This is a genomic window from Zemynaea arenosa (assembly GCF_004614185.1).
In the GTDB taxonomy this organism is placed as follows: domain Bacteria; phylum Pseudomonadota; class Gammaproteobacteria; order Burkholderiales; family Burkholderiaceae_D; genus Telluria; species Telluria arenosa.
The window spans coordinates 1-13,778 of the sequence record NZ_SPVF01000173.1 but is presented as its reverse complement, the minus strand read 5'-3'; the positions used below and the strand labels follow the sequence as shown (position 1 = coordinate 13,778).

Below are 13,778 nucleotides of genomic sequence, written 5' to 3'. Positions count from 1 at the left end.
GGCCGGGCGGCCCTGAGCTGCGCATCGGCTATGCCCGCACGGTGCGCAAGCGCGAGCAGACCCGCTCGGCCATCCTGCGCGCGCTGCTGCCGCTGGAAGGCATCGCGACGCTGGCCACGGTCGGCCTGATCTGGTTCTCGGTGTCGAACGGCCTGCAGCCGCTGGCCCGCCTGCGCGCCCGACTGAACGCGCGCAGCGGCGATGATCTGTCGCCGATCGAGACCGGCGCGCTGCCCGCCGAGCTGATGCCGCTGGCCGCCGCCTTCAACGACCTGCTGGAGCGGGTGCGCGCCGGCGCCCAGGCCCAGCACGACTTCCTGGCCAACGTCGCGCACCAGCTGCGCACCCCGCTGGCGGGGCTCAAGCTGCAGCTGGAGTGGCTGGCCGAGCGCCATCCGGACGACGCGAAGAGCCAGCATTCGCTCAAACTGATGCTGTCCTCGGCCGAGCGCATGATCCGCCAGACCAACCAGCTGCTGGCCCTCGCGCGCGCCGAGCCGAGCCGCTTCGAGAAGACCCGGCTCGAGCCGCTCGACCTGGTGTCGCTGGTGGAGGAATCGGTGCAGTACTTCGTCGAGGAGGCCGCCCGCAAGGGCATCGACATCGGCTTCGACGTGTTGCCGACTCCGGTCTCGGGCGACCGCTTCCTGCTGCGCGACCTGGTCGAGAACCTGGTCGACAACGCCCTGCGCTACACGCCGCCGGGCGGCACTGTGACGGTCGGCTGCCGGCCGGACGGGCAGGGCGGCGGCGTGTTCACGGTCGAGGACACCGGCCCCGGCATCCCGCGCGACATGCGCGAGCGGGTCTTCAGCCGCCATGTGCGGCTGGACAGCAAGACCCACGGCAGCGGCCTGGGCCTGGCCATCGTGCGCGACATCGCGCGCGCCCACCACGCCAGCGTCGAGGTCGGCGAACGGCGCGGCGGCGGCGCCGTGTTCACGGTGTATTTCCCCGGCTGAGGTTCAGGTGCCCGGCGGGCGCAGGAAGGTGGCGAAGGCGATCCGCTGGAAGCGCTCGAGCGGCTCCGCAGTGCGCTCCACCTTCATGCGCAGGATGGCGCCTTCCCATGACGCCAGCAGGAACTCCGCCAGGTCGGCCGGAGCGAACGTGGTCTCGATCTCCCCTGCGGCCTGTGCGGCCGCGATGCAGGCGGCAAACCGGTCGCGCCACTCGCGGAACAGGCCGGCCAGTTGCGTGCGCAGCCGTTCGCTGGCCGGGGCCGCCTCGAGGCTGAAGTCGCCGATCAGGCAGCCGCGCCGGAACTCGTCCGCGGCCAGCTGTCCGGTGATCAGGTCCAGGTAGCGCCGCAGCCGTTCGCGCGGGGCCAGGCTGGTATCGTCCAGGGCGCGCGCCACCAGGTCCTGGGTGTGGGCGAAGTAGCGCTCGAGCACCTCGCCCGCGAACGCCTCCTTCGAGCGGAAGTGATTGGTATAGGAGCCTTGCGGCACCCCGGCGGCGGCGACCACGTCGCGCACGCTGGCGGCCGCATAGCCCTTCTGGAGCATGACGCGCAGCCCGGCGTCCAGGATGTCTTCGCGCAGTGATTTCTTGGCCATGCTGAAAATAATACGTGCGTACGTAGTCAACGTCAAATGGTCTTGACATCCAATACGGTCGTACGTATTGTTAACGCTCCGATCACTTTTTTACCTGATGGAGACACGTATGACCTCTGTTCCGCCGAGCTCTTGCCCCGTCCTCGATTCCCACCTGGCCTACCGCACGGCGGGCGATCCTGCCCGGCCCACGGCCCTGTTCCTGCACGGGAATCCCACCTCATCCTTCACCTGGCGCGAGATCCTGCCGCATGTCGCGCCTGTGGCGCATTGCGTCGCTCCCGACCTGATCGGGTTCGGCGCCTCCGGCAAGCCCGCCATCGGCTACCGCTTCCTGGACCACGTGCGCTACCTGGAGGCCTTTCTTGCCGCCCTGCACCTGGAGCGCTTCTTCGTGGTGGCCCAGGACTGGGGCACGGCGCTCGCCTTCCACCTCGCGGCGCGGCGGCCGGACGCGATCCTGGGCCTGGCCTTCATGGAGTTCATCCGGCCCATGGCCAGCTGGGATGACTTTCATCCGCGGCCCGAGGTGCGAGCCCTGTTCCAGCAGTTCCGCACCCCCGGCTCAGGCGAGCAGCTGGTGCTGGAGCAGAACGTGTTCGTCGAGCGGATCCTGCCCGGGTCGGTGGTGCGCGGCCTGAGCGGCGCGGAACTGGCGGCCTACCGCCGGCCCTTCCCGGACCCGGCGTCGCGCCGCCCCATCCTGGCCCTGCCGCGCGAGCTGCCGATCGCGGGTGTCCCCGCCGACATGTGGGAGCTGGTGAGCGCCAACGACCGTGCCCTGCGCGCGTCCACCTATCCCAAGCTGCTGTTCTCGGCCGACCCGGGTGTGCTGACGCCTCCCGCCGTGGCCGCGGAGTACAGCACGGTGCTGCACAACTGCCGCCACGTGGTCCTCGGGGAGGGCCGCCACTACCTGCAGGAGGACCACCCGCAGCGGATCGGCGAGGAGATCGCCCGCTGGATCGGGGCGCTGGCCTGAGCCTGCGTCAGGGCGCCAGGACCTGGCGGTACAGCGCGTCCGTGATGCGCTCCTGGAAGCGGGCGTTGGACGAGTAGCAGCCGGGACATGTGTCCGGGTCGGCACCGACGCCGCTGCTCACCCAGATCAGGCCGTCCCTGCGCGCGCGGTCGAACACGAACAGCGCGTTCAGACCCCAGGCCCAGCCGAGGTGGCCCACGCCGGTGAAGCCGCCGCCCGCGACCAGCCGGTCGCCACAAGCGCGCCCGCCGGCGCTGCCGCTCACGTCGAGGAAATGCTGGTTGCCCAGGCCCCAGGCGTGGTGCAGGCCGCGGAAGGTGTCGCTGTCGCCGGTGCCGTTGCGGCCGTTGAACGTCCACTGGCGGCTGAACATCAGGTCCACGGTGGCCGGCTGCAAAAGCTGGAGCTCTCCGTCGCGCCCGCCGTTCATCAGCATGAGCATGATGCGCGCCAGCTCGGCGGCCGAGATGCGCAGGCCGCCCTGCGGGCCGAACAGGGTGCCGTTGGTGCCGGGCACATAGTCATCCAGGCCCGGCGGCGCCGCGGGCGGGGCGGCACCGAAGTCGTCGATCTGTGCGATCCACGGCCCCTGGGGATCCCAGCGTTCCGCGCCATCCTTCTCGCGGCGGCGGTACAAGGTGGCGACATCGTCCAGGCGCGCGGGTGCGAAGTCCCCCAGGTAGAACCCGGCTTTCAGCCCCAGCGGATCGAACACCAGCCGCCGCATCAGCCGGTCGAAGCGCTTGCCGGTGGCCGCCTCCAGCACGGTGGCGAGCACGCCCCAGCTGACGTTGGCGTACGCGAACCAGCTGCCCGGCTCCTGCGGCGCCCAGATCGCGCCCGTACCAAAGTGGTGCCCGCCCGGCAGCAGCACGGCGCGCAGGTCGACCTCCGGCCCCCAGCGCAAGCCCGCGGCGTCACACAGCGACGACCGGTGGGTGAGCAGCATCCGCAGCGTCAGCGGCCGGTCCGGAAAGCGCGGATGCCGTAGCGAATAGCCCAGGTAGCGCCCCAGGTCCGCATCCAGGTCGAGCACGCCCTGCTCGATCAGTGTCATGACTCCCAGCGTGCTGACCAGCTTGGAGATCGAGGCGATACGGAACATCGTCTCCCCATCCAGCCGAATCGGGTACGCTTTCGGCGTGGTGGAGGAGGGCAGCCGCTTGTACCCGAATGCGTGCTGATAGACCACCGCGCCGTCCCGGATCGCCACCGCCGCCAGGCCCGCCAGCGGCAGCGCCGGATCGTCGACGATCGCCTGCAGTTCGCGCGTCAGGCCGTCCATTCCCATGCCATCTCCATACCGGTCGTTAACACCATTGTAATTGCCGGGCAAAAAAACCCGCCATTGTCAGGGTTTTGTCAGCCTTTCCTCAGGGAAATGCAAGCTTCGGCGCTTATGATTTCCCATACGAAATTCCACCTGACATGAGAGAGACGTCCGCATGAGCCGCAAGAGCCAAGGTTTCACCCTGATGGAAGTGCTGATCACCGTGGTCATCATCGGCATCCTGAGCGCGATTGCTTTGCCGGCCTACACCAGCTATGTGACGCGCGGCCGCCTGACCGAGGCCTTCACGGCCCTGTCGGCCGCCCAGCCGCAGGCCGAGCAGTACTGGGCCAGCAACCGCACCTACGAGGACTTCAACCGCGTGCCGTCCGACACCGCCAACTTCACCTTCGCCCTGTCGAACGACACCGCCAGCACTTACACGATCACCGCGACCGGCGTGAACAAGATGGACGGCTTCGTCTACACCATCAACCAGGCCGGCGTACGCGCCACCACCGGGGCGCCGACCGGCTGGGCCACCAGCACCTCGTGCTGGGTCGACCGCAAGGACGGATCGTGCGTGCAATAAGCATCCCCCAGGCGCGCGGCCGCGCGGCCGGGTTCACCCTGATCGAGATCCTGATCGCGCTGGCGATCTTCGGGATCCTGCTGGCTGTCGGCATTCCGATGATGGGCAACTGGCTGACCAGCACCAAGGCCGCCGGCGCCACCGAGTTCTATGCCGAGGGCTTCCGCCTGGCACGGGCCCAGGCCGTCACCCACAATGCGGCCAGCCGCATCACCCTGACCGAAAACAGCACCAGCGGCCAGTACGACTGGCAGGTGGACATCTGCTTCCCGACGCCTTCCGAGCCCTGCAACGACAGCGACGGCACCTGGTCCACCGCGACCACCGTGGCCACCGGCGACCCGGAGGGCGCGGCCGGGTTCAAGTCGGTGGTGCGTTCGGCCGCCACCCTGCCCAAGACCGACGTGCTGCAGCCCACTCTGCGTCCGGCCGGGGCCACCACCGTGTACTTCACCCCGGTCGGCTGGGTCGATACCAGCGTGCCCGCGCGCCTGACCCTCCTCGAACTGGCGCCCTCGTTCGCCCACGCCGGGGAATTCCCGAGCACCGCCGTCGCCATCACCCTGGCCGGCATGGCCGCCAAGTGCGACCCCACCCGCGCCTTGCCCGATTCCCGCGCCTGCCCATGAGCTCCCTCCGCCCATCCCTGCCTGCCCGCCGCCAGCACGGCGTGGCCCTCGTCGAAGCCCTGGTCGCGATCCTGCTGCTGGGCATCGGCCTGGTCGGCGCGGTCGCCATGCAGGCCCGCTCCTACCAGGCCCTGGCCGACGCCGGTTCGCGCGCCGAAGCCACCATCGCCATCGAACGGCTGGTCGGCACCATGAGCACCGACCAGGCCAACCTGGCCAGCTATGCCATGGCCGCGGGGGCCGCCGAGGCCCCCGAGCGCCTGGCGGCCTGGTACACCGACACCCAGGCGGCGATTCCCGGGGCGGCGGTGGAAGTCGCCGTCGACTCGGTCGCCAGCACCACGCGCACCGTGGTCACCGTCACCATCGCCTGGCGCCGCCAGGGCGTGCGCAGCCCGGCCAGCGTGAGCTGCCCGACCAGCGGTGCGCTGCCGGCCGCCTGCGACCGCCAGGCCGAAACCATCTACCTGTCGCAATCCGTATGAGGCCCGCCATGCGCCCCGTCCCGCTCACGCGCCCCGCGCCAGGCTTCTCGCTGATCGAGCTGATGGTCAGCATCCTGATCGGCATGATTGCGCTGATCTTCGCCACCCGGATGGTCACCGGCACCGACGAGGCGCGCCAGTCCGCGCTGGGCGGTTCCGACCAGATGCAGAACGGCATGCTGGCGATGTTCTCGATCAGTAATGACGCGGCCCAGGCCGGGTGGGGCCTGAACGACCCGCTGCTGGTCGGCTGCGACACCGTCATGTCCGACACCGGCCACTATGCGCTGCCGGAGGTCGCCCGCGGCACCGGCACCGTGCACCCGCTGGCCGCCGCCATCATCGAGAACAACGGCACGCGCCCGGACCGCATCACCCTGCTGGCCGGCAGCTCGATGTCCGGCACCGGCACCATGCGCATCATCGCCAACTACAGCACCGGCACGCGCATCGACGTCGACCGCGTGCCCTACGGCTTCAACCAGGGCGACGTGATCGTGGCGGCCCCGGAAACCGCCGGTGCGGCCCAGTGCGCGCTGGCCCAGATTTCCAACGACACCAGCGCCCTGGCACCACCGCCCGCGGACCAGTACGTGAACATCGCCAGCGGCACCAGCTTCCGCTTCAACAGCGGGGCGCTGGGCGCGGCCTATTCCGGCAGCCAGGCGCGCCTGTTCAACCTCGGCCCGGCCGGTGGCCTGGCCTTCCACACATGGTCGGTCGCCAACGGCTTGCTCCAGTTGCGTTCGACCGACCTGGCCGGCGCCTCGGCCGCGCCGTCCACGGTGGTGGACAACGTCGTCTCCATCAAGGCCCAGTACGGCTTCGACACCCGCCTGGGCGCCGCCTTCCAGCCGCAGACCGGCCTGACGGTGCAGCGCTGGTCCAACACCATGATCGATGCCGACGGCGACACCGTGGTCGGCAGCGCCGGCGACTACCAGCACGTGGCGGCCCTGCGCATCGCCGTGGTGGCGCGCAGCCGCGCGCCGGAGAAGCCCGCCGCGGATGGCACCTGCAGCGCCACCAGTACCAAACCGCACATCTTTGCCACCGACGCGCCGGACGGCGTGACCGCGGTGCCGGTCGACGTCGATGTCGACGTCACTGGCGACACCCTGAGCTGGAAGTGCTACCGCTACCGCGTCTTCGAGACCATCGTCCCGCTGCGCAATGCCGCCTGGAGGCCGACCGCATGAAGCCCGTTTTCGCCCGCCGCCTGCAGCGCGGCATCGCCTTGCCGGTCATGCTGATCCTGCTGGCCGTGATGCTGGTCGGAACCGTGTACCTGTTCAAGTCCAGCCATTCGAGCACGCTGACGGCCGCCAACCTGGCCTACGAATCGGCGCAGTCGAAGGCGGTCGACTTCGGCCTGCACACAGCCTTCGAATGGCTGAGCGGCCAGGCCAAGACCGACAAGTCCGCGCTCGAGCACAACATCGCCGCCCAGGGCTACCAGGCCACCCTCGACACCAGCCAGACCGTGCGCTCCAGCGGCTTCTGGAACGGTTCGGTGACCGTGACCGACGCGGCCGGTAACGAGATCGAGTACGTGGTGCACCGCATGTGCGCGGTGACCGGGGCCTACGACTCCGGCACCAACCGCTGCGTGCAGACCTCGGCCAATACCTCGACCCTGAACAACGCCGTGGCGCTGGGCGACAGCCTGGCCTCCGACACCCCGAGTTTCGCCGGCAGCCCGCAGCTGCATTACGTGATCACGGCGCGCATGTCCAGCGCGCGCGGCAGCAACGTGGTCAACCAGCTGGTCGTGATGATCGGCGCCTGATTGAGGTACTCCCCATGAATTCCAGGATCTCCACCCTCATCCTCGCCCTGACGGCCCTGCTGGCCGGAGTCTCGCAGGCCGCCACCACGAACATAGCCCAGGTGCCGCTCCTGAACATCTCCGGCACCGGCAGCGTGAAGCCGAACATCATGCTGCTGTTCGATAACTCCGGCTCGATGGCGCGCCTGTACACGCCTGACCACATCGGCCTGTCCGGCAACTCGAAAAGCTGCCGGGTGCGCGACGTGTCCTACGGGTCGTATGCCGCCTGCACCAACGGCATGCCGCCGTTCAATGCGCCGGACTTCAACCGCCAGTACTACAACCCGGCCATCACCTACACGCCGCCGGTGTACTACGACGGCAGCTCCTATCCGAACATGGACAGCGCGGCCACCACCACGTGGACCAAGGTCCCCACCGACAAGTTCGGGAAGGACAGCATCAACATGCTGAACAACTCCGAGAGCCTGACCGACCTCACCCGGTTCCCGGACAAGCAATGGTGCAAGCCGAACACCACCGACTGCAAGACCAACGACGTCACCTACACCTATCCCAACAACGATTACTACTCGCAGAGCGCGACCACCAGCGCGCCGTACTACTACAAGATCAACGTGGTCGAGTACTGCACGGACGTGAACATGCGCTCGTGCAAAGTGGTGAGCGTGGGCGCGCCGGCCCCGGACGGCTACCCGATTCCGGCCAAGGTCCGCTGGTGCAATTCCTCGGCCCTGACGAACTGCCAGGCCAAGTACGCCCGCGGCAGCTATGAATATCCGCGTTTCGGCAACACCACCAATACCTACAACAGCTTTGGCACCATCACCATCGGCGCCTCGTCGTCCAGCGGGTCGATGTCGATCTCCAGCGTCTCGGTGCGCGAGAACGGCACCACGGACGTGGTGATCACCAATGGCGCGGTGACGGCGCCCAGCGGCACCACCGTGACCAGCAGCCAGAAGGCGCTGGCCGACGCGCTGGCCCAGTCCATCGTCGCCAAGACCGGCCTGACCAACCAGTACACCGCCTGCGTGCGCACCCCGGTCAACGGGGCCACGGACTGCGACTCGCTCGGCATCACCCTGTACGCCGACAACGTGGTGGCAGTGGTGCCCCTGTCCTGCGCGGCCGGCGCGGCCAAGAGCACCTGCCAGCTGGTGTTCGACAGCAGCCGCGAGAACTGGACCATTTCCGCCGTCACGCCCAGCGTGCAAACGGCCCCGGCCTATCCGCCGACCTCGATCATCAAGGTGTCCGGTTCGGCCTCCAACTCCAAGAACGCCGCCCCGTCGATCAGCAACATGACGGCCAATGGCAGCACGGCGATGTGGAGCAGCGCACTGTCCCTCGCCAAGGGCGCGAGCGCCGGCACGGTGGCCACCGCCATCGCGGGCAAGGCCCTGACCAGCACGGCGGGCAACAGCTATGCGGTCTACGCCGGTGGCAATGCGGTCTCCACGGCGTGCAAGGTCAACACCAGCAACACGGTCTGCGTGGTGGACAAGCGCACTGGCGCCACCGCCATCAGCCTGGCCATGGGCAGCGTGACCGATGGCGGCAGCCTGGGGTTCTCGATCACCAACTACCCGGCCACCGCCCCGGTCAATGACGCCATTCCGGTGACCACCCAGCCGATCGCGGCCGGTGCGCCGGTGTTCGTGCGCGTGGACATCCGCTCCGGCCGCACCTATCCGCGCGACCCGAACCGGACCGACTGCGCCAACGCCAGCGTCTGTACCTATGAAGAGGAGATGACCAACTTCGCCAACTGGTACGCCTACTACAAGACGCGCAACCAGATGATGAAGACGGCGGTCGGCCTGGCCTTCCGCCCGCTAGACGGCAACTACCGGGTCGGTATCGTCAACCTGTCCGACGGCGGCCTGCTGTCGCCGCCGGCCAGTTCCTTCAAGGTGCCGAAGGACTTCACCGGCACCAACCGCAGCAACTGGTACAGCTGGCTGTATGCCATGGACACCGGCGGCGGCACGCCCCTGCGTCCGGCCCTGGACAACGTCGGCAAGATGTACAAGAACATCGCGCCCTTCAATTACGCGGCGGGCAGCGAGGTGGTGGCCTATCCCTGCCAGCAGAACTTCACCTTCGTGACCACGGACGGCTACTGGAACGGCGGCGACGTGCTGGACGGGACCGACTCCCACGGCGACCCGCTGCCGACCAATATCAGCCAGAACATCGACAAGGCCGCCAATCCGGCCCTGTTCTGTACCCTGGAATCCGGCTGCGTCGACCCAGCGTCCCAGACCGAGCGCTCGCTGGCCGACATTGCCCTGTACTGGTACAACGGCGGTTCCAACACGCCCGGCGCCTCCCTGCGCGAAGGGCTGGAAGACCGCAGCAGCGCGGTCGGCGCGGTCCCGGCCGGTCCGGGCGAGAACACCCGCCTGCACATGAACACCTACACCCTGGGCCTGGGCGTGGACGGGGTCATGAACTATGAGCCGAACTACGACACCGCGCCCAAGCCCGGCGGCGACTTCTCCAATCTGATCAACCGCGTGGCCAGCGGCTGCCCGTGGAACAACAACGGCCCCTATGTGTGGCCGGACCCGGATTTCAGCAGCACCGACGCCAACCTGGGCGTGCCGTCGCGGGTGGACGACCTGTGGCACGCCGCCATCAACGGCCACGGCAAATACTTCAGCGCCGCCGACCCGACCGACGTGGTGGCCGGCCTGAACGCGGCCCTGAACAACATCAAGATCAAGCAGGGCGCGGCGGCCGCCGCGGCGACCTCCACGCCGAACATCTCGCAGCAGGACAACGACATCTTCTCGGACACCTTCACCACCGTGAAGTGGTACGGCGAACTGACCGACAAGAAGATCGACACCGTCACCGGCATCGTCGGCGACAGCGTCCTGTGGAGCACCACCACCACCCTGGGCACCAAGGTGGCGGCCGCCACCGACAGCCGCGTGATCAAGATGCGCAACGCGTCGGGCGGCGGGCTGAAGGACTTCAGCTACGACGCCATGAGCACGCTCGAGAAGTCCTGGTTCGACAACAAGTGCACCCTGTGGAGCCAGTGCACCATCCTGACGCCGACCGAAAAGACCAGCGCCAACAGCGGGGCCAACCTGGTGAACTGGCTGCGCGGCCAGCAGCAGTACGCCAACGACCGCGTGTTCCGCGCCTACACCACCACCTCGACCGAAAACGGCGACACCATTCCGATCGTGCTGGGCGACATCGCGTCGGCCAAGCCGGCCTACCTGCGCGAACCGCGCAAGGGCTATACCACCGCGGGCTACAGCCAGTTCAAGGTGGACAAGGCCAGCCGCGCCGCCACCGTGTTCACCGCCGCCAACGACGGCATGCTGCACGCCTTCCGCGCCAGCGACGGGGTCGAGCTGTGGGCCTACGTCCCGCGCATCACCATGCGCAAGCTTTACGCCCAGGCCAACACCAGCTACGGCACCAACCACCAGTTCACGGTGGACGGCTCGCCTGAACTGGGCGACGTCAAGATCGACGGGGTCTGGAAGACCGTGCTGGTGGCCGGCCTGAACGCGGGTGGGCGCGGCTACTACGCGCTGGACGTGACCGATCCGGCCAACCCGGTCTCGCTGTGGGAGATCTGCGCCGACCCGGCAGTGTGCGCCAGCGCGGACGAGCGCTACAAGGACATCGGCCTGTCGTTCGGCAACCCGCAGTTCGGGCTGTGGAAGGACGGCGCGGGTGTGGAGCACTGGGTGGTGATGTTCGCCTCCGGCTACAACAACGTGCCCGGCGTGGACGGCGTGAGCTACGGCGACGGCGGCGCCTACCTGTACGTCGTGGACGTCAAGACCGGCGCCATCCTGGACCGCCTGGCGGCCGGCAGCGCCAGCACGACCACGCCGCCGGGCCTGGCCAAGATCACGGCCATCACCGCCAACCCGAACACCGATCCCCTGATCACTTTCGTGTATGGCGGCGACAACCAGGGCCGCATGTGGCGCTTCGACTTCACCCGCCAGCCCACCACCGTGACCAAGATGGGCGACGCGGGCAGCGCCCAGCCGATCACCACCCGGCCGGAAGTGACCCAGTGCCAGGTCGACTACAAGGACGCCGACGGCAACGTCACCTCGTCGGTGGCACAGAAAGTCGTGCTGTTCGGGACCGGCCGCCTGCTGGACGTCCCTGACGTCGCCAACACCGACGTGCAGTCGGTCTACGCGCTGAAGGACACCGACACCACCATCACCGGCTGGCGCGCCAGTTCCACCATGGTGGAGCAGACCCTGACCCCGACCGTGACCGCGGGCGTGAGCGGCCCGCCGTGGAAGATCTCCAACAATCCAGTCGACCTGTCGACCAAGGCCGGCTGGTTCGTGGACCTGGACCAGAACACCGGCGAACGGGTCAACCTCGATCCGAAGGTGGTCAGCGGCACGCTGAACGTGGTGACCAACATCCCGTCCTCGTCCTCGGCCTGCCTGGTGGGCGGCACCAGCAACGTGTATGCGCTCAACGTCTGCACCGGCAGCTACCTGCAGTCGGACCAGATCGCGGGCAACGTGCTGTCCAACACCTCGGGCGCGGTGGGCTTCATCATCGTGCGCCTGCCGTCCGGCGCGCTGAAGATGATCACCACCACCGCCGACGGCAAGACCATCACCTCGGGCGTGACCGCGGCCAACGCGCTGCCGACCCGCCGCGTGGGCTGGCGCCGGGTGCGTAACTAAGCTGCACAAAAGCACCCGCGGGAGGTGCCGGGAACGGGAGCCGTACGGTATACTTGCCGGTTATGACTACCGATTCCAGCACCTCCACGGACGACCTCCCCGAGTCGTCCGGCTCGTCCAAACTGCCGGCCCAGATCGCGCGCGAAACCGCGCGGCGCCGCACCTTTGGCATCATCTCCCACCCTGACGCCGGCAAGACGACGCTGACCGAGAAGCTGCTGCTGTTCTCGGGCGCGATCCAGATGGCCGGCACCGTCAAGGCGCGCAAGAGCGCGCGCCACGCCACCTCCGACTGGATGGAGATCGAGAAGCAGCGCGGCATCTCGGTCGCGTCCTCGGTCATGCAGTTCGAGTTCCGCGAGCACGTCATCAACCTGCTCGACACTCCCGGCCACCAGGACTTCTCGGAAGACACCTACCGCGTGCTGACCGCGGTCGACTCGGCGCTGATGGTGATCGACGCGGCCAAGGGCGTGGAGACCCAGACCATCAAGCTGCTGGACGTGTGCCGCATGCGCCACACGCCCATCGTCACCTTCATGAACAAGATGGACCGCGAAACCCGCGATCCGCTCGAGCTGCTGGATGAAGTGGAATCGGTGCTGAAGATCCAGTGCGCCCCGGTGACCTGGCCGATCGGCATGGGCAAGAACTTCCGCGGCGTGTACCACCTGCTGCGCGACGAGGTGATGCTGTTCGCGGCGGGCTCGGAACGCGCCGACCAGGAATTCGAGATCATCAAGGGCATCGACAATCCGCGCCTGCAGGAGATGTTCCCGCTCGAGATGGACCAGCTGCGCATGGAAGTGGAGCTGGTGCACGGCGCCTCCCATCCGTTCGACCTGGAGCAGTTCCTGGCGGGCGTGCAGACCCCGGTGTTCTTCGGCTCGGCCATCAACAACTTCGGCGTGCGCGAGATCCTGTCCGCGCTGGTCGACTGGGCGCCCGCGCCCAAGGGCCGCGACGCCACCGTGCGGGTGGTGGAGCCGACCGAACCCAAGTTCTCCGGCTTCGTCTTCAAGATCCAGGCCAACATGGATCCGGCGCACCGCGACCGCATCGCCTTCCTGCGCGTGTGCTCCGGACGGTTCGAGCGCGGGATGAAGATCAAGCACCTGCGCCTGGGGCGCGAGGTCAAGATCTCGTCGGTGGTGACCTTCATGGCGTCCTCGCGCGAACAGGTGGAGGAGGCGTATGCGGGCGACATCATCGGCCTGCCCAACCACGGCAACATGCAGATCGGCGACAGCTTCTCGGAAGGCGAGCTGCTGACCTTCACCGGCATTCCGTTCTTCGCGCCCGAGCTGTTCCGCGTGGTCCGGATCCGCAATCCGCTCAAGATCAAGCAGCTGCACAAGGGCTTGCAGCAGCTGGGCGAGGAGGGCGCGGTGCAGGTGTTCAAGCCGGTGCTCGGCTCGGACCTGATCCTGGGTGCGGTCGGCGTGCTGCAGTTCGAGGTGGTGGCGAGCCGCCTGATGAACGAGTACGGCGTCGACGCGATCTTCGAGACCGCGAGCATCAGCAGCGCGCGCTGGGTGTCGAGCGACGACAAGAAGGCGCTGGCCGACTTCGAGAACCAGCTGGGGCACAACGTGGCGCATGACGCGGCCGGGAACCTCGCGTATCTCGCCACCTCGTCCGTCAACCTGCGCCTGACCGAGGAGCGCTGGCCCAAGCTGACATTCCACGCCACCCGCGAGCACGCGGCGAAGCTCGACTGATCCCGTCGCGCGCCGCCAGGTTGGACTGGCCCGCGGGCGCGCGCCGCGCCC

At 68.1% G+C, this 13,778-nt stretch carries 11 protein-coding genes; 9 read left to right on the top strand and 2 right to left on the bottom strand.

Features of this window, described 5'->3' with window-relative positions; genetic code table 11:
- Positions 1-962 (top strand): sensor histidine kinase (locus E4L96_RS13835; RefSeq protein WP_135207810.1); only part of this gene is annotated, 962 nt, incomplete at its 5' end.
- Positions 963-965: 3 nt separating this feature from the next.
- On the opposite strand, the gene E4L96_RS13830 is transcribed toward E4L96_RS13835, so the two are convergent.
- Positions 966-1,559 (bottom strand): TetR/AcrR family transcriptional regulator, encoded by a 594-nt coding sequence (locus E4L96_RS13830; RefSeq protein WP_135207809.1) that lies wholly within the window; start codon positions 1,557-1,559, stop codon positions 966-968.
- A gap of 109 nt (positions 1,560-1,668) precedes the next feature.
- On the opposite strand from E4L96_RS13830, the gene E4L96_RS13825 reads away from it, so the two are divergent.
- Positions 1,669-2,541 (top strand): haloalkane dehalogenase, encoded by an 873-nt coding sequence (locus tag E4L96_RS13825; RefSeq protein ID WP_135207808.1) that lies wholly within the window; start codon positions 1,669-1,671, stop codon positions 2,539-2,541.
- 7 nt (positions 2,542-2,548) lie between these two features.
- Here E4L96_RS13825 and E4L96_RS13820 read toward each other — a convergent pair whose 3' ends face one another.
- Entirely contained in the window at positions 2,549-3,832 is a 1,284-nt protein-coding gene (locus E4L96_RS13820) for a serine hydrolase domain-containing protein (RefSeq protein WP_135207807.1), read from the bottom strand.
- A 154-nt stretch (positions 3,833-3,986) separates the two neighbouring features.
- Here E4L96_RS13820 and E4L96_RS13815 point away from each other — a divergent pair, with 154 nt between their 5' ends.
- From E4L96_RS13815 to E4L96_RS13785, 7 genes are all read left to right on the top strand, one after another.
- Positions 3,987-4,403: a type IV pilin protein gene (locus E4L96_RS13815; protein ID WP_135207806.1), complete on the top strand. Its 417-nt coding sequence runs from the start codon at positions 3,987-3,989 to the stop codon at positions 4,401-4,403.
- A complete protein-coding gene (locus E4L96_RS13810; protein ID WP_229414474.1) occupies positions 4,391-5,032 on the top strand; it encodes a type II secretion system protein in 642 nt (213 codons plus the stop codon). Before E4L96_RS13815 ends, E4L96_RS13810 begins: the two co-directional genes overlap by 13 nt.
- A complete protein-coding gene (locus tag E4L96_RS13805) occupies positions 5,029-5,517 on the top strand; it encodes a type IV pilus modification PilV family protein (RefSeq protein WP_135207805.1) in 489 nt (162 codons plus the stop codon). Before E4L96_RS13810 ends, E4L96_RS13805 begins: the two co-directional genes overlap by 4 nt.
- Positions 5,518-5,525: 8 nt before the next feature.
- Positions 5,526-6,716, top strand: coding sequence for a PilW family protein (locus tag E4L96_RS13800; protein WP_135207804.1), 1,191 nt, complete (start codon positions 5,526-5,528; stop codon positions 6,714-6,716).
- Positions 6,713-7,306, top strand: a complete 594-nt coding sequence (locus E4L96_RS13795) for a pilus assembly PilX family protein (protein ID WP_135207803.1) — start codon at positions 6,713-6,715, stop codon at positions 7,304-7,306. The genes E4L96_RS13800 and E4L96_RS13795 overlap by 4 nt, the downstream gene beginning before the upstream one ends.
- Before the next feature lie 14 nt (positions 7,307-7,320).
- Positions 7,321-12,006 (top strand): pilus assembly protein, encoded by a 4,686-nt coding sequence (locus E4L96_RS13790; RefSeq protein WP_135207802.1) that lies wholly within the window; start codon positions 7,321-7,323, stop codon positions 12,004-12,006.
- 62 nt (positions 12,007-12,068) lie between these two features.
- Positions 12,069-13,727 carry a peptide chain release factor 3 gene (locus E4L96_RS13785; RefSeq protein WP_135207801.1) on the top strand — a complete coding sequence of 553 codons (1,659 nt, stop codon included), beginning with the start codon at positions 12,069-12,071 and terminating at the stop codon, positions 13,725-13,727.
- Positions 13,728-13,778 lie beyond the last annotated feature (51 nt).